Source organism: Rhizobium sp. N324 (assembly GCF_001664485.1).
In the GTDB taxonomy this organism is placed as follows: Bacteria; Pseudomonadota; Alphaproteobacteria; order Rhizobiales; family Rhizobiaceae; genus Rhizobium.
Window position 1 is genome coordinate 838,966 of sequence record NZ_CP013630.1, and the last position, 19,523, is coordinate 858,488.

22 protein-coding genes are annotated in these 19,523 nt (G+C 57.8%); 18 read left to right on the plus strand and 4 right to left on the minus strand.

Going from position 1 to position 19,523, the window contains the following annotated elements:
- Window position 1: 1 nt before the first annotated feature.
- Genes AMK05_RS04005 through AMK05_RS04040 form a run of 8 tightly spaced genes read left to right on the plus strand, consistent with a single transcriptional unit; the run spans window position 2 to window position 8,358 of the window.
- Window positions 2–2,041: an AAA family ATPase gene (locus AMK05_RS04005; RefSeq protein ID WP_064836727.1), complete on the plus strand. Its 2,040-nt coding sequence runs from the start codon at window positions 2–4 to the stop codon at window positions 2,039–2,041.
- A 2-nt stretch (window positions 2,042–2,043) separates the two neighbouring features.
- Window positions 2,044–2,547, plus strand: coding sequence for a hypothetical protein (locus AMK05_RS04010; protein WP_064836729.1), 504 nt, complete (start codon window positions 2,044–2,046; stop codon window positions 2,545–2,547).
- Window positions 2,548–4,089: a hypothetical protein gene (locus AMK05_RS04015; RefSeq protein ID WP_064836731.1), complete on the plus strand. Its 1,542-nt coding sequence runs from the start codon at window positions 2,548–2,550 to the stop codon at window positions 4,087–4,089.
- Window positions 4,090–4,104: 15 nt separating this feature from the next.
- Window positions 4,105–4,500 (plus strand): hypothetical protein, encoded by a 396-nt coding sequence (locus AMK05_RS04020; protein ID WP_064836733.1) that lies wholly within the window; start codon window positions 4,105–4,107, stop codon window positions 4,498–4,500.
- Between the two features lie 11 nt (window positions 4,501–4,511).
- On the plus strand, window positions 4,512–4,934 hold the full coding sequence (locus tag AMK05_RS04025; RefSeq protein ID WP_064836735.1) for a hypothetical protein: 423 nt from the start codon (window positions 4,512–4,514) through the stop codon (window positions 4,932–4,934).
- 21 nt (window positions 4,935–4,955) lie between these two features.
- Window positions 4,956–6,413 carry a contractile injection system protein, VgrG/Pvc8 family gene (locus tag AMK05_RS04030; protein ID WP_064836737.1) on the plus strand — a complete coding sequence of 486 codons (1,458 nt, stop codon included), beginning with the start codon at window positions 4,956–4,958 and terminating at the stop codon, window positions 6,411–6,413.
- On the plus strand, window positions 6,410–7,870 hold the full coding sequence (locus AMK05_RS04035; RefSeq protein WP_064836739.1) for a hypothetical protein: 1,461 nt from the start codon (window positions 6,410–6,412) through the stop codon (window positions 7,868–7,870). The genes AMK05_RS04030 and AMK05_RS04035 overlap by 4 nt, the downstream gene beginning before the upstream one ends.
- Window positions 7,867–8,358, plus strand: a complete 492-nt coding sequence (locus AMK05_RS04040) for a hypothetical protein (RefSeq protein WP_064836741.1) — start codon at window positions 7,867–7,869, stop codon at window positions 8,356–8,358. The genes AMK05_RS04035 and AMK05_RS04040 overlap by 4 nt, the downstream gene beginning before the upstream one ends.
- A gap of 424 nt (window positions 8,359–8,782) precedes the next feature.
- On the opposite strand, the gene AMK05_RS04045 is transcribed toward AMK05_RS04040, so the two are convergent.
- The 3 genes from AMK05_RS04045 to AMK05_RS04060 all read right to left on the minus strand — a co-directional run bounded on the left by AMK05_RS04045 (window position 8,783) and on the right by AMK05_RS04060 (window position 11,133).
- Window positions 8,783–9,610 carry a hypothetical protein gene (locus AMK05_RS04045; protein WP_064836743.1) on the minus strand — a complete coding sequence of 276 codons (828 nt, stop codon included), beginning with the start codon at window positions 9,608–9,610 and terminating at the stop codon, window positions 8,783–8,785.
- Window positions 9,611–9,916: 306 nt separating this feature from the next.
- On the minus strand, window positions 9,917–10,777 hold the full coding sequence (locus tag AMK05_RS04055) for a hypothetical protein (protein WP_064836747.1): 861 nt from the start codon (window positions 10,775–10,777) through the stop codon (window positions 9,917–9,919).
- A gap of 53 nt (window positions 10,778–10,830) precedes the next feature.
- Window positions 10,831–11,133, minus strand: coding sequence for a hypothetical protein (locus tag AMK05_RS04060; RefSeq protein WP_064836748.1), 303 nt, complete (start codon window positions 11,131–11,133; stop codon window positions 10,831–10,833).
- Window positions 11,134–11,147: 14 nt separating this feature from the next.
- Between AMK05_RS04060 and AMK05_RS04065 the strand changes: the two genes are divergently transcribed.
- From AMK05_RS04065 to AMK05_RS04110, 10 genes are all read left to right on the plus strand, one after another.
- Window positions 11,148–12,995: a hypothetical protein gene (locus tag AMK05_RS04065; RefSeq protein WP_064836750.1), complete on the plus strand. Its 1,848-nt coding sequence runs from the start codon at window positions 11,148–11,150 to the stop codon at window positions 12,993–12,995.
- A 172-nt stretch (window positions 12,996–13,167) separates the two neighbouring features.
- Window positions 13,168–14,004 carry a hypothetical protein gene (locus AMK05_RS04070; RefSeq protein WP_064836752.1) on the plus strand — a complete coding sequence of 279 codons (837 nt, stop codon included), beginning with the start codon at window positions 13,168–13,170 and terminating at the stop codon, window positions 14,002–14,004.
- Entirely contained in the window at window positions 13,997–14,308 is a 312-nt protein-coding gene (locus tag AMK05_RS04075) for a hypothetical protein (RefSeq protein ID WP_064836754.1), read from the plus strand. Before AMK05_RS04070 ends, AMK05_RS04075 begins: the two co-directional genes overlap by 8 nt.
- Complete coding sequence (locus AMK05_RS04080) at window positions 14,301–14,609, plus strand: hypothetical protein (protein ID WP_064836756.1); 309 nt, start codon at window positions 14,301–14,303, stop codon at window positions 14,607–14,609. Before AMK05_RS04075 ends, AMK05_RS04080 begins: the two co-directional genes overlap by 8 nt.
- On the plus strand, window positions 14,602–15,090 hold the full coding sequence (locus tag AMK05_RS04085) for a hypothetical protein (protein WP_064836758.1): 489 nt from the start codon (window positions 14,602–14,604) through the stop codon (window positions 15,088–15,090). The genes AMK05_RS04080 and AMK05_RS04085 overlap by 8 nt, the downstream gene beginning before the upstream one ends.
- Entirely contained in the window at window positions 15,087–15,551 is a 465-nt protein-coding gene (locus AMK05_RS04090; protein ID WP_094447727.1) for a hypothetical protein, read from the plus strand. The genes AMK05_RS04085 and AMK05_RS04090 overlap by 4 nt, the downstream gene beginning before the upstream one ends.
- Window positions 15,548–16,075 (plus strand): hypothetical protein, encoded by a 528-nt coding sequence (locus tag AMK05_RS04095; protein ID WP_064836763.1) that lies wholly within the window; start codon window positions 15,548–15,550, stop codon window positions 16,073–16,075. The genes AMK05_RS04090 and AMK05_RS04095 overlap by 4 nt, the downstream gene beginning before the upstream one ends.
- Complete coding sequence (locus tag AMK05_RS04100) at window positions 16,072–16,644, plus strand: hypothetical protein (protein WP_064836765.1); 573 nt, start codon at window positions 16,072–16,074, stop codon at window positions 16,642–16,644. Before AMK05_RS04095 ends, AMK05_RS04100 begins: the two co-directional genes overlap by 4 nt.
- A gap of 16 nt (window positions 16,645–16,660) precedes the next feature.
- Entirely contained in the window at window positions 16,661–17,161 is a 501-nt protein-coding gene (locus tag AMK05_RS04105) for a hypothetical protein (RefSeq protein WP_064836767.1), read from the plus strand.
- A 30-nt stretch (window positions 17,162–17,191) separates the two neighbouring features.
- A complete protein-coding gene (locus tag AMK05_RS04110) occupies window positions 17,192–17,698 on the plus strand; it encodes a hypothetical protein (protein ID WP_064836768.1) in 507 nt (168 codons plus the stop codon).
- Between the two features lie 58 nt (window positions 17,699–17,756).
- On the opposite strand, the gene AMK05_RS04115 is transcribed toward AMK05_RS04110, so the two are convergent.
- Complete coding sequence (locus tag AMK05_RS04115; RefSeq protein ID WP_064836771.1) at window positions 17,757–19,286, minus strand: tyrosine-type recombinase/integrase; 1,530 nt, start codon at window positions 19,284–19,286, stop codon at window positions 17,757–17,759.
- Window positions 19,287–19,523: the final 237 nt, after the last annotated feature.

Below are 19,523 nucleotides of genomic sequence, written 5' to 3' on the forward strand. Positions count from 1 at the left end.
CATGGCCCTGCCCTCGCAACTCGTGGCTTTGGTAAAGCAGGCCCAGCGGGAGGCGGTGGCCCGTCGGCATAGGCTGGTGGGGCCGGAGCACATCGCCCTCGCCGATCTTCGCCTATCGCCGCCCTTACTTACGAGCCAGTCTTCCCAGCGGCAAAAAGACGACTATCTGGCTTGGCTTAACTCGCAACTTGATTTGAGGCCGGCACAACCAGCAGCGACCGCCACCGAGCTGGACCCGGTGGTGTTGCGGGCATCTGACGAGGCAGGCGGAAGTGTCCAAGCATTTCTCAAGGCACTCGTCGAGGGGCCCGATGCTCCATTGCGCCAAGCGCGCGAGCGATTCTCGCTGAGCGTTCCGTCAGAAAAGATCGTGGCCGAATCCGCTGGGGCCGCCAAACCAGAATTCCTCACGGAACTCACGGCACCGGACACGCTCAAGCGACTTTCGATGGCCTATGAACGAGATTCGGAGCTCGGGGAACTGGCCGTTATTCTCTGCCAGATGCGCGCAAACAATGTGATGCTCATCGGCGATCCGGGCGTGGGAAAGACCGCCTTGGTTGAGACCCTCGCCCTGTCTATCGCGTCGGACAAACTGTCGGCGCTGAGCAAGCGAAGAGTGTTCGAGCTGGACCTCGGGCATATGCTTGCCATCTGCCGGTTCCCCGGTGAATTCGAAGACAACATGCGGGCTGTGCTCGCATTCTGCGGCAACACGAACGACATTCTATTTGTCGATGAAGTTCACCTGCTGATGGGCGCCAGCGGATCGAATTCACGCATCGACGCAGCGAACCTACTGAAACCGCCACTGGCGCGCGGCGCCCTTCGAATGATTGGGGCCACCACCTATGTCGAGTTCCGCAGGCACGTCGAGCCGGATAGCGCGTTTGTGCGGCGCTTTCAGCTCCTCCATCTCGACCAGCCTTCGGCCAAGGCGACAAACTCGATATTGGAGCGAGTTGCGCCCCGATTCGAAGAGGCTCACGGCGTTTCGATACTGCCCGCGGCGAGGGAACGCATCGTTGAACTAACCGACCGGTTCGTCGGTGGGCGCAGCTTTCCCGACAAGGCGATTAAGCTCCTCGATCGCGTTGGATCTGCAGCGAAGCTCGCCCGCAAGAAGCGGGTTCCCCCAGACTTCGTTGATCTGACCTTCGCGCAGATGGCGCGACTTCCGCTGGACTACCTGCGACATGACAGCAGCTCCCACCCTGTCGGGCCGCGGTTGAGGGGCATGCTGAACAACACATTGATCGGACAAGAAGCGGCCATTGACCAAGTTATCTCCAGCCTGGAGCGACAGTTCTTCTGGAACGTCGGTAGGGCGGACGGCGCAAGGGCACTGCTCTTGGTCGGTGGGCCTAGTGGAAGCGGGAAATCGGCTCTACTAGCTGGGGCGGCGAGGGCGCTGGTGCCCGACAGCGATCACGTCCTCAGTTTCGATATGCGGAACTTCTCGGAACCGGGAAGCATCAGCCAGTTGGTGGGTCCGCCCGTCGGCATCGTTGGCCACGATGAAGGCGGGAAGTTTACCGAGTTGCTCGATCGCTATCCAAGCGCGTTCGTCCATATCGAGAATCTCCACCTGGCCACCTCCGACGTGCGCTCCCGACTGCTGGATTTATTGAGGCGGGGATGGATCGAAGACACCCGCGGTAAGCGAGTATTGGCTGCAAACTGCATCATCGCCATAGAGGTCGCGGACAAAGGCGATCTCTTCTATGAGGCGCTTGCCGCGCGCTTTGGGGGCATCATTACCTTGCGCGAACTTCGCGTGGAAGATGCGCCTGCCGCTGCCAAACGAGCAGCAGCACGGTTCTCCGCCGATATCTCGCGTCGGCTCGGGCGAGAAGTTGAGCTGATGCTCAGCGCCCGAGCAATGGCGCGCATGACTGATATCTTTAAGGAGTATCCCAGCGGAGAGCGAATTGACTTTATAGTTGCACAGTTGAAGAATGCCTCGATCGCTGTCCTTGGACTTGCGGGGGAAATTAGCATCGACTGGGTTGACGGCGTATTTCGTGTAGAGGGGTCTTGATCATGGCAGAATTGGTGCCTCAAGATAGAACGGTGTTCGTTGGCCGTTTGGACGGAGTTCCCGAGGACAGTTCTCGGGAAGATTTCGCTCCCGGAGACGAAGAGCTCGCGAAGCCTTTCGAGGCGGCATCTTTCGGCGAATATGTCGATCACTATCACCCCGTCGTAGAGACGAAGGCGTCCGTCGAATTAATCGGCGATAACTCGGGGAAGCCTTTGGTTCTATCGGTTAGGTATGGGGTAACTGATGGGGAGACCGAGCCATACCAGATGCTGCGGTCCTTCGATCCTGGTGTTGTCGCGCTGAACGCTACGAATACCGAAGCGGCTGACCCCAACTCGGTGGAGTACTATCCTCTCTTGCAGCAAGCGCTTGAGCTCGATGCAATCGACGAAATCATTTCGGTGGAGGAGTGGCGGAAGGTCGTGGAAGCTGGGCCCGCGACGATCGAAGCGCAACTGGCACGGATCGATGAAATCATTGAACGCTACGAGTCGGCTGCGTAGATGAACGACGAACCAGAGAAAGTATTGCCCAAACAGCGAGAGCAACGCGGCCCGCTCGGCAGGGGTGGCGCTGTCGCTATACTCGGGGAGATCCCAAGTCGATCGATCCCAAATGTCGGCCTTGCCCGCGACTCCGGCCTAAGCGAGCGCGATCTGAGAGGCCTTGCAAGAGCCAAGGCCTTTAATGCTGATCAAAATGAAGGGGTAAACAACGCGATCAGCGCTCACACTGTCGCCATCGGTCGTCTTAGGGCGCTTCGTGCGGCACTGGAGGTCGCAAGGAGTGCCGGGTCCTCATGGGAAAATGCGCTGGCCAATAAGAAGGCGGAGCTCGATGACTCTCGGAAAAGGGTCATGTCGTCGCTCATGTCACGACAGCGCCCTCTCGAAAGGAACTGGACGTCAGTTGCGGCCCTGTTCCGGTCGGCTGATAAGCCGGCTGGCGCGCGGCTTCGCGCAATTGGCTGTTCGTCAACATGGCTGCTCCGAGGGCTCTCCGATCGACTATCAACAGGCAAGTTCAAGACCGGTGACGCAACTTCGCTGGCTGATCGCCTGTTCGCAGAGGCGGTCGTTCCGCTTACGGGTCTGCAACTGGGGGTGAGTGCGTCGCGAGTGGTTCTCGCCGAGCCCGTAGAGTCCCCCTACGACCTGAAGAATATTGCTGACCATTCGGAACGGCACCGTGTTGTTACTTTGGCATCGCTCGATTTCACGAGCGTGGCCGATGTGAGAGCAGCATTCAAAAGCGGTGCGTGGGCGGCTCTCACGAAGACCTCGAACACGCGGTGGCGCTACGTCAGCCTCTATTCCAATCCCGCGATCCTTCGGCAGGGCGAAGATTTTTACGATGCAACGCCCCTCTATCTGCCCGCCGCCGTTCTCTATGCGGATCGCCAAATCGACGCGGACCGGAATCCCCGCGACGGCTATACGGCGAAGAGTCCAACTACTCATGAATGGCCCCTTCTTACGGAGGATAGCCCCCTAACCGAATGGCGATCCCGCGGACGCCTCAAAGGGTTCGCGTTTGAGCTGGACCGAAGCGACTTTCCAGAGGAACTGACGGGTCATGGATCTCGATTGATCCCCAGGGTCAACTTTGTTTTGAAGCGTCGAGATGCGGTGCCTGTCTATTACTTCAGCGGCGTCTTCAATCTCTACGAGGCCAAGGACAGTTCACCTACACCTTCGGCTGATCGCTACTTCGAGAGCCAGGAGGTGGTTCGTGTAGAGAATCTGATCTTCAAATCGGTTGCGCAAGTTGTTCGCGATCAATTTCAGAACAAGCCATTCTCTGACAAAAACACGATTCGAGACGCAACAAATACTGTCAAAGAACTGGTCAATACCATGATCAAAATGGATATCATTGACGATTGTCAATTCGAAATTCTTAGAACCGCCACAAGCGATAAGTTGAATACTCAGCTAACCGTGAAGTATAAACCGGTAGTTCGTGGCGTTGAAGTCGATGTGAGGGCGTCGCTACCACAGGAATACGAGAAGAAAGACGGGAAACTCAACTTAGTGAGCGATTGAAGAGGAGACGACGTAATGAAAGTCGACCTTAATGGTACTGAGCTCACCGGGGTGTCGGCAATGAGTGTCAGCCTGGATCGGGCGTACGGCCCAGACGGAAAGGTTCACGGGTTCCATACTGTCGCTCATGTACTTATCGAGCGGGACCTAGGTGATCCCGACGACGCGTCAATTGCTCCGTACGATGCCCTGACCAAACTCGACGAAGCGGCGTCAATGGAACTAACCTTCACTCAGGGCGGTGGCGATTTATGTGTAATCGAGCTTAATGATCTTAAAATCACGAGCGTTGTTGCGACGCTAGGAAATCCGTCGAAAGAAACGATCAGCGGCGCAGCGGGCGTCATGCGCATGACCAACCCAGTTGCGGGTATGGAATTCAAACGCGACGTTCCTCTTTTTAATGACTAGGATCGAACACCATGGCCATTGAGAATTTCACTGTTGCCGGCTCGGAGCTAATGTTCGGCAGTGTCCGCCTGGCACGCGTCGGGGCGCACGTTCCTTTCGACGCAAACAACGACACTGCTTCGGACAGCTTGGCTGTAACGGAGTTTGAGTTCGAACGAGATTTCGCCGTAAACCCCGGGAGCGAGTTTTTCGACTCTGTGCTGGCAGACAATGCCGACGCCAACGCACTGACGGCATCTTTCGAGCTTTCTATCCAAGATGGGACGGTTGAATCGTGGAGCATCGAAGAGGGAACAGCGGTCGGATGGTCGTTGTCGCAGAGCGCCGCCACTAACGCCCTTGAGAGGCTATTGGTTTTAGCCAGGGTTACCTCAACGGATGTCAACGGCGGGGGAGCTGAACTCCGCTACGGTCCTCCTCAAGCCGCGGGCTAGTACGCGAGAGGACGCACAGCAATGCCGCTGTCTATAGTGATCGATGGCACCGACTATTTTGTAGATCGCTATTCGTACCGTCACATCTTGGGGCGCCCGTCAAAGGCACGCGTAACCTTCCGGCACGACGTGGGTTCGCCGCGCGACTTTGTTGCCGAATGGGTTGGCAAGCAGGCCACCATTAACTGGACAGGCGCGGATGCCGACTGGTCCGAAACGCTTGACATCGCAAGCGTGCGCAGTCGACGCACACATACGAGGCTGATCTGTGTCGGACCAAGCTGGCGGCTCACCCAGCGCAGATCGAGGCGGGCGTGGTCGAACACTGCGCCGGTCGAAGCAGTTGAGGATTTACTTAATGCCGCTGGGCTCGACCCCGACGTCACAATTCGGAACGGTGCGGACAAGGTGCCGATCCTGCTCCAGCTCGACCAAACCGATCACGCCTTCATCAGCGGGCTGGCCCGTAGCTTCGGCTTTGTCCTCATTGATCGCCCCGACGGCAGTATCTTGATCTGCGATCGGCCGGAAGGCGGAGAGGCCTTCTTTGAAGAGAGCGACGTCGTTCCAGAGGAGACGCTCGCCAAGGGTGCGGTGGCGCCTACTGCTGTCGAAACCACAACGCTTATAGACGGTGAGGCAATCGCGAGAGTCGTAGATGGCGAGGGGAACTCTTTGATTAAGGGGCCTGTCTTCGAGCAGAGTCCCCACATGGATGAGGAAGGGTACATATCGAAGGTTTTGGCCAACCGTAGGAAGAGCCTTGAACCAATCGTCACAACGCGGGTCGCCATTAGGCGAGGTGACGTCTTCCTGGGGCAGACTGTTGCCGGTCACGGTGGCCATTTGCCAACCGGCGGCATCGTCAAAGTGTCTCGAAAGCTTCGGAGCGGGATCGTAGTGTCTAGGGTGTCGGTGACGAACGAGGACGAGTTTGTCCGGATCCCGAAGGGTGCTTTTGAGACTGCCGGCCCCTCTATGCTTCTTGCATCAATTGCCGAGGCAAAAACTCAACCACCTCCAGGCTGGATTGTGGCCAGACTCCCATGGCAGCAGGCGCACGAGAGCGTCCTCGTGCAGTGGACTACTCCTGGTGGAGGGGGCGGCTCCGGGCCGTTCTGGCTACCCCAGGTGGGCGCGCAGGTGCTGCTTGCCCTCGAAGGCGATCCATCAATACCCCGCCTTGTTTTCCTCGGCGTTCTTTCCCACTCGAAGCATCCTCCTAAGATGGAGCAGAGCGCAGCCAAACCCGACGCGATGCTCGTGAGCTCAGGCGGAGCCACCGTACATTTCACCGAGCGCGAGGGAAGCGAGAGTGTCCTGATCGGATATGGAGAGCATAACGTGACCATGCGGATCGACAAAGACGGCGCGATAGCGATCAACGGAACCAAGGTTACCATTGTGAGCGAAAGGTTCAGCGTAGAGGCCGATCAAATAAACCTCAGTGGAAACGCTATTGAAGCCAAGAGAAAATGAACGACTTCGAGGTAGGACGCGCGGCGTTTGTGTTTTCCATCATCGATCGGATGCGGCTTCTTAACGGCACGCCTACGATCGATGGCCGAGATATCGCTTTTCTCGACAGTTTCATGGCTGCGGTCTGGCACGATCGACCGGAAAGCGCGCTGCCGCATGCACAGGGAGCATTCAACGCGCTTCGCCGCCGACTGTTCGATCAAGCTGCCCCTTTGGTCGCTCGGGTCGTGTTGGCCCGCAGCGATAAGGGCGACGTGGCATGGTTGTTAAAGCAAGGCAGCGGGCGACTGCTTACGCAAGCGACGCCAGGGACCTCGGCGTTCGAATTCGAGATGGACAAGACCTGCTGTCCTACCGCCTGGCTCCAAGGTACTGCCACGATGGAAACCGCCGGCAGTGACATCGTCGTTACGGTTCCTGGATGTTCCGCGCGGGACCGGGATGTCTTTCTATGGGTGGAGCGCAGTGGCGCGGACGAAAACTACTATCGGAAGATCAGAGATCTGCTTGTCGCGACCGAGTGGACGCCAGAGAGCGGGGAGGGGCTCGCGTTCCGGCCGATCGACATTCCCTTCTATCGGCGCCGAAGCGCAGGTCCGATGGCTTCGCTCTTCGCTCGATACGTGGTTGCCATCCCCTCGAACCAACTGCAGGTAGCCGAAAAATCACCAACTCAAGTGGTTCGCTTCCGGATAAGGAATGTTGCTTCAATAGTAGGCGTTGGCACCGCCTTGCCGACGTTGCGGACCAATCCCTTTCTCGTCTGCGTTGGGGAAACGATCTCAGACTATACGCTGGACGTGACACCGGCAACGGCCGAGGGGGCTGCGTATATTCAACTCCCCGCAACGACGACTGGACCTAGGAAAGATTTCTGGACACAGCCCGACATCCGTGAAGTATCGATCGACAGTATGGTGATCGAGCGGCGCTCGAACGGACCGAACCGCGATCCGTCGTGGGAGTATCAGTGGGACGGCAATCGAATTGTGGTTCGATCCTCGAAGCTGGTGGCTAGAACAGCGAAGGTAAAGCTGCGGATTTGCCCGGACCTAGCGGACGCTGAAGACCTTACCTGGTCGGCACCAATAGACGGTGTAGAGATAGATTCTGTGTTGTTCGACCCCGCGCGCAAAGCTTATAAGTGGCCATTTTCCGCCGACTGCCTATCCATGGAGGTCACGAACAAGCAGGATTTGAGCACCTTCCTCGCCGCGTTGAACCCGTTCGGACTGGATCTCCGCTTCAGCAGCCTGAGGTTCGAGACACGGCTCGGTGTAGACACTTGCTCTGGATCCATGTCGGGTGCGCAGGTGATACACTACGTGATAGTGACGATCGTCGACGAATTTCCCACCGATCACGTCGCCTCGCTGGAGCGGTTGCTGGCAACAGCGATCGCTAGCGTCGCGACCACGGATGCTCCGATCAAGGTTCATGTCGAGGCTGGCGGATGAGCGACCGCTGGTTTGATCCGCATGATCACCCGCACTTGCGGATGCTCAAGGCCGCGACCTTTGCGTTGTCGTATCCGGGCCACGTAAGCCTTCGCACTCCAGACGCAGTCAGGCACTGGCTGGCCGACAGACTTGGGGTCGGCGTCGAGCGCGTCACGTTCTCGCTGCGGGCTAAGGCAACTGCGGTTGAGGAAGGGACATCTTTCCGGCTAAACAGCAGTACGCTCGGAACCAAAATGCTGACGGAGGAAGGGGTCGTTGATGCCCACCTCTGCTGGTCTTTCTCAACCGAGATTACTCAGGAACATGCAAGCGCGCGCGCCATTGACCCAGAGACGGTAATCACGGCCCTTAGCGCATTGCTGCCCTTCTGGATAGCCTTCGAACTCTCAATCACCACGCAAGACAATCAAGTGCTTTTTGTGTTAGGCACCTCGAGGCTCGGCACCAACCTGACAATCGCGCTGGACTTGCCGTCAAGCAGCTAATCCAACTCGGCGCAGCAAGGCGCCCACCTATCCCCGCTATAATTGCCCCAGAACGGATACTTCGCCCGATGCCCCGCGCAGGTTTTAGCGCCAGCCGACCAAGGCTCTGGACCGCGCAACACGTTCTTCCATTTAGACCAGTGACCGCTTCTTGCGCAACGAAGCGGTTGGCAGTCGCTGTTGAAACGGTCCGCTAACCACCCCAGTTTGAGACATCTCCGCTGTCAATCTGATGACCGCTTTTGGGAACACTCGGCGCAGCGTGAACAACTGGAATGCGGGCGCAAAGCAGCCTGTCAGACATCATCGCCGCGTGAGGAAGTGGTATCCAGACGGTCGTGGCGTTGATCAGGCACGGCTTCTCGGCGAGAACTGCCGAAAAGCCGTGGTTTTCCATTCGTCACCTCGTCCGGCGATCAGTTCTTTAAGCCACTTTGAGAGTGCCACCCTCGGACAAAGTTCCCCGCAGGATTTCCAAAGCCGCTTTTACGATCGGCTGGCGGCGCTCGTGACGTGCGTCGGGTCTGTCGTACCAGTCGCGCGTGCGTTCAACGACGGAGCGTGTCAGTTTGAAATAAGTCACAGCAAAATCATAACCGTCTCGCGAATAACGGTAGTCAGCAACGACGTTTGCCTTGCCCATTTCTTGGAGTGAGACTTTAGGAGCACGTTCGCGCGCGCAAGCTACCGCCAAGGCATCAGGTGCTGCGTTCCAAGGGCGCTGCAATTGGCCATGGGTGGGATCGAAGATGATGTTTCCCACTTGTACCACCATGTGAGCATTCCACATGTTGTGTTTTACGGGTGCCCCAGGATCGCCGAGCACCATAACGTTGAGATCATGTCCTGCGTGCATGCGAACCATTTTTACGCCAACAGGAGCAACGGATGCGTCCGCGCGGCCGATGGCATGGAAGATATCCCGCACAGTCAGCGCAGACAGAATACAGCGGACCATGGGCCACTGATGCGGAGCGCACAGTAGAGGATAGGATTGAATTGCTTTCCAATACGCCTCGACGACATTCTTGCCCAACTGTACGCCATCACGCTGCGAGGGCGTGAGCGTTTCGTAGTCAACGCAGGGCACGCATTCGATATAACGAGTGAGCGGGTCGCCACGCTCGGGCGCAAGGAAGATCGGCGCATCCAAAATAGCCGGCTGTTCGGCTTCTGTGCGCTGTGTAACTTTGAAACCGACTGTGTTGCGCGGCAGCGAACCGATGGCGGATGATGTCGTGAGGTATGTCATGTCTGCTCCTTACCTTAGGGCCGGATGTGGCGCCGTTGACGGAGAGACGTCTGGCAGACGATTGCATGTGAAAGCGATCGTCAGGACCTTTACGATGGTTTACCGCAACTTCGAAGTTATGGTTAATGGTAGATCTAAATCAATGATTCTGAATGATTTTTTTTTGTCACAAGTTTGTGCGATGGCGGCAATCATAGACAGGAAGGAGTGCATGTTCGTTTCGGCCGCGGCAAGGCCCACCGCAGGGGGCGGTGGGCTTACGGGCGCTGGATACGGAGCATCCCGGCAACCGAGCTACCAAATTCGCTAAACTTTGATCTGACGAGATCGCGCAGCCGCAGCACCGCGCCCTTTTTGCTGATCTAAATTGCGAAGTACGACAGCCATCGCCTTCTCTGTCTCAGTTGGTAATGTGACGTTGGGAAATCGTTTTTTCCATATTTGATGTAGGCGCGTTTGGACGTCCTTCTTGTTGCGGTTTTGAACGAAATCGGAATGTTCATCGTTGAAGGAAATCACAAATCGCAAGAGCTCGGATTGGTACGAGCCTTGAGGTTTTTCTTCAGTGGCGAAGAAATTGGGGAGGTTGGACCGGAGATCCTCAGCGTCCACGAATATCCACTCTAGGCTCGAAGATTTGTAATCTTCAACAGGAGCAAAAGGATTGTCGGTGTCCATCTTGCCGCATTCGAAACGGTAGAACAGATCTTCGCTGTTCCATTGCCACTGGTCGATCCGCACGATTTCCCCACCCTCATGACGACGTGTCGCAGTTTGAATCTTTCCTGACTGGAAGAGCTTGAGCAACTCGTTTCGTGTCGATTCATACCGGCGCCAGGAAGCATTTCGTTTTTCCAGTTCGACCGATGCGTGAGTCCAGACTTCGCTCGAGGCGACCGGTGGTTTGTTCAATTGCGTTGCCATCTGAATTGGACGGGTGAGATCGGCTGGTACCAGACGTTCAACCAGCCGCCAGTTTGCCCACTGATCATCGCGAGTGAACGGCGGCGTTCTCTTGAATGTCCCCAGGAACTCGCTGGTTGGTTCCTGCTCCGTCCATTCATGACCAAACAGTGCTCGCCCCATATCGTGCACCGCTCTGCCCAGGAAGCGGTATGTCCCGAAGTCGATTGGCCAGTTCCCGTCAGTCCAAAATTTATTTGCCATGTCTGCCTCTGTAGGTTGCTGACGCAAACTAGAAACTCCCGCCTAAAGATCCCCTAAAACCATGCTTCGACTTGGATGGATAATGCCAAAATCTTCGTGACAGCATTGGCTGCCACGACACCCCGCTGGGCCTGTCGCTGCCCGCTGCTCAACTCGCAATCGTGATCAACAAGACGGCAGGCGTTCTTCCTAAGCCAATGAAAATAAAAGTTTGTTGACGCAGTCGGTTGCATGCATCGCGCGTCAATTTTTTTGACTGTCATGCCAGCCGCCTGCTGCTTGCGATGCGCCCGGATGTCCCAAACCATTGATGCAAGGGTCCGCCAAGAGACCCGTTCGATGACGTTCAGAAACATCCGGATCGATCGCAATGCACAACCCCACCAGCATAGAGTTTCAGAGAGATCGCGCCCTGCAATGGCACATGCATGCCGACTATGACCGCATGGTCGAAGCGGGAGTTCCGTTGCCCGTGGGGAAAACCAAGCGCGACCGTCAGGCGATCGCCTCGATCGCCTCAGGCATTATATCCAGTGCCCGCACGATGCCGGGACAGTGGATGTCCTACAGCCGCTCTGAGTCGTGGTATCCGGGGCAGGAGGTCTATTATGGTGACGCTTTTGGCTACAGCACCGTGGTTGGCGCCGTGGAACGTCTTTTAGATGGCCCCCTGGTTGAAGCCCACATCAAGGCTCGGCCGGGTGATCATCTGCGGAAGGACGAAAACGGGCGGACGCTTCAGTCGAGGTTCCTGCCGGCCGTCGGCGCATCGAAGATTGTCCTGCCGAAGATGGACAAGGAGCTGGCGCAGTCGATCAGGCTCCGTCGTCGCGACGACAAGCGCCTCGTGCCGTACAAGGACACCGAAGCCACCTCTCGGATGCGCAATATGCTCACGAAGCTCAACGCGCACTACGCCGAGGCCAACATCGAATTCCACGGTGGCCGCCGTGAAGGAGACGTCGTTTTCCACGTCTCGAAGCGCGGACACGAATACGGTGTCGACCTGTCGAACAGGGCATGCCATCGCGTGTTCTCAGATGTCTGGACATTGGGCGGCCGCTATTACGGCGCAGCATGGCAAGCATTGGGGAAGGATGCCCGCAAGCAGATCGTCATCTATGGCGAGGCCGTGTTCGAGGCAGACTACGAGACTTTCCACCCGGGGATGCTTTACCACGCCGCCGGGCTGCGTCTGGAAGGTGATGCATATGACGTCCCAGGCTATCGAGACCAGCGCGAAGCATGCAAGCGTGGCCTGAACATCCTGATCAACGCCGACAGCTATTCCGAAGCGGTCCATGCCCTGACGGAGCACGTCAGCGGAGGATATTACGAAGCCGTCGACATGATCGAGGCCATCATCGAGAAGCATCAGGGCATCGCGCAGTACTTCCACACCGACGCTGGCATCCATCTTCAGAAGATCGACAGCTCCATCTGCACGGACATCCTGAACGAGATCACGCTGAAGAAGGGGATCACATGCCTTTCTGTGCACGACAGCTTCATCGTCCAGTCCTCGTGTAAGGAGGTACTTATCGAGGCTATGGAACGTCACTACAACAACCATGTAAATGGAGTGTCCCGTATCCTGAATTCGTGTGTAAAAACAAAGGAATTTCGCCGGAGTCCGCTACATAAGGGAGCTGTCCTCCCCTCGGCCTGTCCCGTCTCCTGCCGTGCCGTTGCGGCAGACTCAGAATCCAATCGGACTCGTAAGAAGATTCAGAACCGGAATCGTAAGACCGCAGGCGCGGAGGGAAAGGCCGACACGACATCCCAGAAGACGGAGATCAAGAAGGAAGGATCGAAGACGATGCGTTCGAACAGCCGCTTCGACCGAGTGAGACGCAAGCCCGAGACGGCACGGGCGGCACGAACCGATGTTCTGCAGATCATCCCATTAGGGGCCGCGCGGGAGAATGGGCCTGAGATGACCAAGGAGTGCCTCCCTACTGCTCCGGTGAGTTCGGACACGGGAAGCACGCCTGAAGGCGCTGTATGCCCCGTTCCCGATGAACACAAGAAATGTGGGTCTTCATATGTAGATCTGCTTGTCGAGATGGCGAAGGAAGATGAGGTCATGAAGGAGAGTCCGAGGGCCACCTGGCAGCCGCGGAAGACGACAATGCTGGAGATCATCAGAACCGAGGAAGCGAGGCGGGATACCGCCAATCACCGACGGAGAGATGCAACCTCGGTGCGATCGCACTAAACTTACCTTGACATCATCCGGGCGAAGCGTAGGGGCTCACAACTCCTCCGGGTCCTGCTATGACACCCTGAAAGAAGGAAACGACCACATGATTGCAGGACTCCGAATAGCCGTAGCCTGACATCCGCCTCGCGCGGAGCCGTCAGCCCATGTCTTTTCCTGGAGTCTTCTCATGACCTTCACCCGCAAGTTCTACACCGCTGACCTTCATCTCGGCCATCACGGCATCCTCCGCCACCGCGCCGCTACGCGTTCATACGACACCGTGGAGGACATGGATCGCGCCATCGTCGAGCGCATCAACGAGCGCGTCACAAAGGACGACATCCTCTACATCATTGGAGATTTTGCGATCTCGTCGGATCCGGCTTACGTCCGCCATCTGTTCCATTCGATCAATTGCCGCAAGATTCTTGTGCTCGGCAACCATGACCTCGACAACAAGGGCCGCGTTGCGAACACGATCCGGGATCTTCCGTGGGACATCTCGCCGACGGCTGCGCTCGAAACCACGGACGAAGGCGCCAGGATCTACCTGCATCATTACGGCTGCCGAACTTGGCCTGCTGTGCACCACGGCTCGTACCATCTGTTCGGCCACAGCCATGGAGGGCTGCCGCCGATGGGGCGCAGCCGCGACGTCGGCGTCGACTGCCCGGACACAAACTTCGCACCGATGACTTTCGCGGAGATCAAGGAGACAATCATGTCCGTGGAAACTGCGTGGTATCAATCACTTGCCGCCGCTTTCGGCGCATCCGTGCCATCTCTCGAATCCTTTCGTTGTCGTCCGAGCCTGCAGCCGATGCTCTGGAGCATGTATGCAGATCTCGAAGCGCGCGGCCTGCTGCAGTCCGTCCGCATTATTGGAATCGAGACGCGCGACCGCGGCTGGGTAACCGTAGTCCGCCAGTTCCGCGAGAGCTTGTCTGTTGAGCACAAGCGCGCGCTCGACGAGTTGCTGGTGGACTGGGAGATGGACCTCTCGGAAGCAGACCGACATGACTGACGACGAATACGAATTCCTCGTCGCCAGCCACGGAGATGCCGTTCCGCCGCGTGACCGAATCCGTCTCCACGACCGTCAGTTTGCTGCGCTCGAGAGTCTTCTGCGCGTCATGCACGAGGATGGCATCGACCGCGAGGTGCGTATCACCGGGATCTACGCAACCGCCGCAGGCCGCACTTGGATCGATAAGAAGCTGACGGCTGCAGTCGATCCGAGCAGCGCGCAAGCGCTTTGTCTTGAGATTTCGTTCTGGGCCATCGAACGTCGCTTTGAGGAAATCGCGAAAGGAGAAGACGATGATTGAGTACGCACCGCTGCCTGTGGGTTGGCTGGATCTCATCACCGACCTGCATCTCGCGTTGATGCAGCACTTTCCCGACGTTGCCGTCACTGAGATGACTTCCGACCGAGGCTGGCTGCACGTGCGTTGCGACGACAGCAGCCTAGATCCTGGAGAGCGCTTTCGCCTCGACCGTCTCGTCCAGGGATTCGTGACGCAGTCGCTGACGACATGCATGTCCTGCGGTTCTCACCACGGACGTGATCGCGGAGAACGTCGCGAAATCACGTGCGACGAATGCGAAGAGGAGACCGCCGATGCATGATTTCCCGAGGATCAAGCTTGATGACCTCCGCGCGGACTTCCCGGGCGTTTTCGACTCCGCACGCTGGGTCGACGTTGGCATCGGGTGGCTGCCGCTGATCCAGGCATTCGTGATGGAGGCGCTCCCGCACGATCCGAGTCTCTGCGTACACGAGCTGAAAGAAAAATTCGGCACCCTCAGAATCTGGTGCGACACAGAGGTCACTGCTGCGCGTATGGCCAAGGCCAAGGCGGAGATCAAAAGCAGCTACGTTTGCGAAATCTGTGGTGCCGGCGGCTACGTCCGTCGACCGCCGCCGGAACGGATGGCTTGGTGGCGCTGCCTGTGCGACGACCATGCGTCCGAAGATCAGCGGTCTTGGGGGACGCGGCACCAAGGGCCAATGTACGGCTACATGCAGACCCGCGATGGCCAGTGGTACCGCTATGACGAAGAGCGGGATTTGATGATCGCGAGCGAGCCGCCAGAGAGGTTCAGATGACGATGACGTTCAAAGAGCTGAAAGCGAAATACCCGCGCCTGATTCCGCAGCGCTTTGGATTCGAATGCCACGAAGGATGGATTCCGATTCTCGATGCCTATTTTGCCGTCGTCGATCGCTTCCTGCCCCCGGGGGTTCCCTACAATCTTCGGCAGGTAAAGGAAAAGTTGGGCGGCCTACGTATATATGACCACTCAGACGCGACCGCGTCCTCCCCGGAAATCTCCGACGCTCACATGCTTGCGGAAGCACGCAGTGTCCACACTTGTGAATACTGCGGTGCGCCGGGCGTTTACAGTGATCGCCGTGGCTATCTGACCACAGTCTGCAAAGACCATGCGGAACTGCACGGTGAATATGCAGAGCCATGCGCCGGTGAGTTTGAGTACTACCTAAATAGCAAGAGGTACCGCTACGACCCCGACGTCGATGCCTTCGTTGAGATCGAGGAGAAGACTTGAGCACGACATCACTCGCATCTCGCCGTCGCCGCCGTTCGCTCGGTGTGCCGCGTCACATCTCCATCGAATCAATGGATCGCGAATTCCTCATCTGCGAAGCGATCCTGCGCGATCCGGACATTGAACTCGCTCTCGATATCGATTGGGTTGCCGACGACGTGACTTGTCGCCGCGTTGGCTGGTGGCTGGTCAAGTACACGGGGACGCTCTTCCACGTCGGCCGCCGACTGCTCGAACTCTCGTCTCCAGGAGGCGCGCTCCTCCCGCCGCCTGAGTTTCGGATTTGCTTGGCAACGGAGCCGACCGAAGAAGAGTTGTCCATGGCGCCGATCCTGCAGCCCTGGAGCCTTTTGCTTTTCCAGAGCGGAAATCAGCCGGCGATGTGGAAGCTCGGCGGGACCGTCTATCATCCAGATCACGACTGCTCGCCGATCTGGACGCGGCTGCTGTATCTGCATCGGGACAAGGCGATGGCGCGGACAGATGAGGGTTGGGTGCGGCTAGGGAAGAGGATGAGCGCATGACGATCACGGATCAACGGAGACAGTGGCTGCGCGGGGCGTATCTCGACCGCATCATCGAAACAGCCATGCACTACGCCGCCGATCACACGCATTTTGCCGACGCGGAATGGGAATCCTATATCGCCGGCGCGTTTGAGTATCTCACCGAGCTGACGGCGGAAGACCATGGATATCTTCGCGAGCAGGCAGGATATGAAGCCTGGAAGCGGATCCGCGCGGCGCTGGCTGAGGAAAGCGAGACGACAATCGCGAAGCTCCGCCACGACAACGGCGATGTGATCGCCGACGACGCCAACTTCGCGATCGGCATGGGATGGCTCAGCCTGCTGCGGCACGCAGCCGATCGCGTCCGCACGTATCCGGAGTCGTGGCATGCTAGGCTTGCCGGCGGCAAGGAGAAGCTTGGCTGTTGCGTGCTTCACATCGCCTGCGACTACGACGCCCGTGGCTGCCGCTCCGAAGTCGAACGCCTCCGTGAGGAGGTTCGGCTGCGCAGCCTCGGCATGTGCGAGATCTGCGGAGAGAGCGGTCGGCTGCGGCTGTCGGGGTTCGCTGAAGACTGTCTGTGACAAGCATGCGCCGATCATGGGCGAGATGCGCGAAGATGACGGAATGCATGCGGATCCGTGGTCGTGGAATGATGATGCCGGACGCATCGAAGACCTGCTCGCGAAGGGCCGGGCGCTGATATCCGAGTATCCTCCTGAGACCACCGAGCTGCTCAGAGATATGGATCCCGTGCGGCCGCGACCGAAACATCATGTCATCGACGAGAGTAACGACCCGCTTCGCTCGACCACGCGCGGCATGCGGATCGATGACGACACCTGGAGCAAGAGCGGCCGCGAGCAGGAACTCTTGATCGAATTCGGATGGCACATCCAAGACGCGGTCAACGGTGCCGCCGTGAAAGTCGAATATCTCGACGGCTACGTTCGCGACGAGGTCGCGGGATGGCGCGCGCTCGCGGTGCAGCCGCTGACGGAATCAGACGAGGAATTCCTGCACGGGTATCTCCGTGGACTCATCGACGATGAATACGAGCGGATCCGGATCAAGCAGCAGGCCGAACGCAAAAACGATTAATGTCGAAAATAACCGACCAAAAGGTGGACAATGTCGAATATTCCCGTCGCTTACGGCTGGCAGCACATTCTCGCCGAGGCCATAGAAGAAGCGGCCGCGCTGCCGGAACAGTGGTGCTTCGAGATCTGCAATTCCGAGACCGTCGGCGGTGCGATGAAGCTCTCGGCCTCATACGTCAGCGGCGACGTGCCGCTGGACGACCACCTGCCGCCGCAGCGCAAGCTGCCGCATCCGTGGCGCTCGATGATGCGGATCCGGGAGAAGGCTCGCGCGCGGTCGCTGCAGACGTGTGAGTGCTGCGGCCGCCAAGGACAGCTTGTCGGTGCCGGCGAGAACGCGCTAGTGCGCTGCGTGCAGCATGAGTATGTCCTCGATGCGATGGCGTGGAGCGCGGATCCTGTCGGGTTTCTGTTCGACAGCGCGGAGGAAGCGATGGCGCACTTCCTTCAGGACTACGGTGCCGGCATCGACATGATGAAGGACCTGGCGGCTGGTTCCGATGAGGATGATGCCGACGTGACATCGGTGAAACACTGAAAACTGACACCCAGTCCCCGACGAGTTTGAAGCATCGGGCACTGGGGTAGGGCAGGGATCACTCGGCTGCTTCGAGGAACTTCTCCTGCACAGGCATCAGCCGTTCCAATCCGTCCAGGACGGAGTCGGTCCAAGCGAGCATTGCCTTCTTCTTTAGGGCAAGGTGGAGAGGATTGCCGTAGGCCATCTTGGTGATCTTCGCGACACGCTGTTCATGCCACTCCGCTTTCTGCTCGGCGGTCATGGCATCTTCGCCAAGGCCTTGGGAAAGTGTGATCTCATGCGCTAGGATTGCAGACGCTCCTCCCGGGATACCAGCATCGTCCATGCAGTCAGTCAGGCTCCGGCGAAGGTCGTGAGGTGACCAGAACAAGATCCCGTTCTGCGCCAGCAGATCCACTGCCTCATGTTTACGCCCCTTGCTAAGGACATCTTTTGCAGCGAGACGTCGAACTACCGCAAGCGGCGCGCTTCGGTTTACATGAATCTCGTTCTCGTCCGTGGCGCGCTCGGATGGAAATGCCCAGTCAGAATCCGAACGCCGAGCCGCTTTAAGCAGCGGCATCATGAATTCGACTGCCCGAGGAGGGACCGGAAGGACATGAGCTTTTCCTGCCTTCATGACGCCTTCCCCCCATGCTGCCAGATACCAGCCTGGTTCGTTTGGATCAGGATAGAAATCCCTGCGACGGAGGGAGAGGGCGGCTTCGACGCGCTGGCATGTCATCGTCAACCAGCAGAACGCTGAGTAGACATTGTCACGAAGGCCGTGTTTGCCATCCTGTCGACCGGGTAGGGGCTTGTCGAGATACTCAGTGGCAAGCCGGATGGTCTTGGCGATGTCGGTCACCGACGGCTTCCGATCGCGTGCCTTTACAACGCTGTCTGAGGTCACGTGCTGCCACCACATGAATGTCTGATCGAGGCCGGAGTCGCCCGAACGCTGCGTGCAACAGTATGTCATCACGCCCTTGATGTTCGACAGGGCCTTCAGGCTGGGGGAAACTCCACTTGTGTTTTCGACATCATCGCGGATCTTTTCCAGGTCGCCGCGCTTGAGCAGCGCAGCAGGCTGATCAACGAACTTCGACAACTCCGGGCGGCGGAGGGTGCGATTGAGTTCCTCGATGTAGAGTTTGCCGATCTTTTTCCTTGCCGTCGGTTTGGTGCGTGCTTCGATCATGTATTCGAAGCACTTCCTGAGCGTCCACGTGTGGACTACAGGCCGCATTTCATCGAGCGCTTCCTTGTTCGTCTTTTTGGGTCCGACGAACTTCGATGCGAGAAAAGGCTCAAGTTGCTCTGAGTCGTGATCGAGGAGATCCTTGACCACTTTGCAAAGCTCTCGAGCGGCAGTGATTGCTGAGATGTGCCTACGCTTGTTCGGCCAAGCGTAGCCGAAAGTCTTGCTCCAGTCGCGGTACTTCACGATCCATGAAGCTCGACCTTTCTGTACGACCAGCCTCAAACCTTCCATTTTGGCATCACTGTAGATGTGAATACCTCCGGGCGGCGTCTCACCCGTCTCAGCCATTGCAATGGCCTCTTTGATGACCCTCTCGTCAATGATTACTCGTACCGTCGCCATACCGTCTCCGTGCCGCCCCGGCTTGCCATACCGCCGCCATACCGTTCAAAACGAGTTGACAAGCGCCACAAACACGAGGGCTATAGATTAGTCATCCCTGAAATGAACCAGCCCTAATTGTTGACAATGCTTAGGAAATTCAGCAGGTTACGAAAATGATGCCGAGGAACTTCGAGGCTTGTCAACTGGTTTGGTGACGGCCGGAATTTGGGGTTTCGTCAGACAACAGTCTTGTGG

What these genes read in the sequence shown, in the direction of transcription:
- AMK05_RS04005 (WP_064836727.1), top strand. Translation starts at nt 2, where the DNA reads ATGGCCCTGCCCTCGCAACTCGTGGCTTTGGTAAAGCAGGCCCAGCGG.
- AMK05_RS04010 (WP_064836729.1), top strand. Translation starts at nt 2,044, where the DNA reads ATGGCAGAATTGGTGCCTCAAGATAGAACGGTGTTCGTTGGCCGTTTG.
- AMK05_RS04015 (WP_064836731.1), top strand. Translation starts at nt 2,548, where the DNA reads ATGAACGACGAACCAGAGAAAGTATTGCCCAAACAGCGAGAGCAACGC.
- AMK05_RS04020 (WP_064836733.1), top strand. Translation starts at nt 4,105, where the DNA reads ATGAAAGTCGACCTTAATGGTACTGAGCTCACCGGGGTGTCGGCAATG.
- AMK05_RS04025 (WP_064836735.1), top strand. Translation starts at nt 4,512, where the DNA reads ATGGCCATTGAGAATTTCACTGTTGCCGGCTCGGAGCTAATGTTCGGC.
- AMK05_RS04030 (WP_064836737.1), top strand. Translation starts at nt 4,956, where the DNA reads ATGCCGCTGTCTATAGTGATCGATGGCACCGACTATTTTGTAGATCGC.
- AMK05_RS04035 (WP_064836739.1), top strand. Translation starts at nt 6,410, where the DNA reads ATGAACGACTTCGAGGTAGGACGCGCGGCGTTTGTGTTTTCCATCATC.
- AMK05_RS04040 (WP_064836741.1), top strand. Translation starts at nt 7,867, where the DNA reads ATGAGCGACCGCTGGTTTGATCCGCATGATCACCCGCACTTGCGGATG.
- AMK05_RS04045 (WP_064836743.1), bottom strand. Translation starts at nt 9,610, where the DNA reads ATGACATACCTCACGACATCATCCGCCATCGGTTCGCTGCCGCGCAAC.
- AMK05_RS04055 (WP_064836747.1), bottom strand. Translation starts at nt 10,777, where the DNA reads ATGGCAAATAAATTTTGGACTGACGGGAACTGGCCAATCGACTTCGGG.
- AMK05_RS04060 (WP_064836748.1), bottom strand. Translation starts at nt 11,133, where the DNA reads ATGTTTCTGAACGTCATCGAACGGGTCTCTTGGCGGACCCTTGCATCA.
- AMK05_RS04065 (WP_064836750.1), top strand. Translation starts at nt 11,148, where the DNA reads ATGCACAACCCCACCAGCATAGAGTTTCAGAGAGATCGCGCCCTGCAA.
- AMK05_RS04070 (WP_064836752.1), top strand. Translation starts at nt 13,168, where the DNA reads ATGACCTTCACCCGCAAGTTCTACACCGCTGACCTTCATCTCGGCCAT.
- AMK05_RS04075 (WP_064836754.1), top strand. Translation starts at nt 13,997, where the DNA reads ATGACTGACGACGAATACGAATTCCTCGTCGCCAGCCACGGAGATGCC.
- AMK05_RS04080 (WP_064836756.1), top strand. Translation starts at nt 14,301, where the DNA reads ATGATTGAGTACGCACCGCTGCCTGTGGGTTGGCTGGATCTCATCACC.
- AMK05_RS04085 (WP_064836758.1), top strand. Translation starts at nt 14,602, where the DNA reads ATGCATGATTTCCCGAGGATCAAGCTTGATGACCTCCGCGCGGACTTC.
- AMK05_RS04090 (WP_094447727.1), top strand. Translation starts at nt 15,087, where the DNA reads ATGACGATGACGTTCAAAGAGCTGAAAGCGAAATACCCGCGCCTGATT.
- AMK05_RS04100 (WP_064836765.1), top strand. Translation starts at nt 16,072, where the DNA reads ATGACGATCACGGATCAACGGAGACAGTGGCTGCGCGGGGCGTATCTC.
- AMK05_RS04105 (WP_064836767.1), top strand. Translation starts at nt 16,661, where the DNA reads ATGGGCGAGATGCGCGAAGATGACGGAATGCATGCGGATCCGTGGTCG.
- AMK05_RS04110 (WP_064836768.1), top strand. Translation starts at nt 17,192, where the DNA reads ATGTCGAATATTCCCGTCGCTTACGGCTGGCAGCACATTCTCGCCGAG.
- AMK05_RS04115 (WP_064836771.1), bottom strand. Translation starts at nt 19,286, where the DNA reads ATGGCGACGGTACGAGTAATCATTGACGAGAGGGTCATCAAAGAGGCC.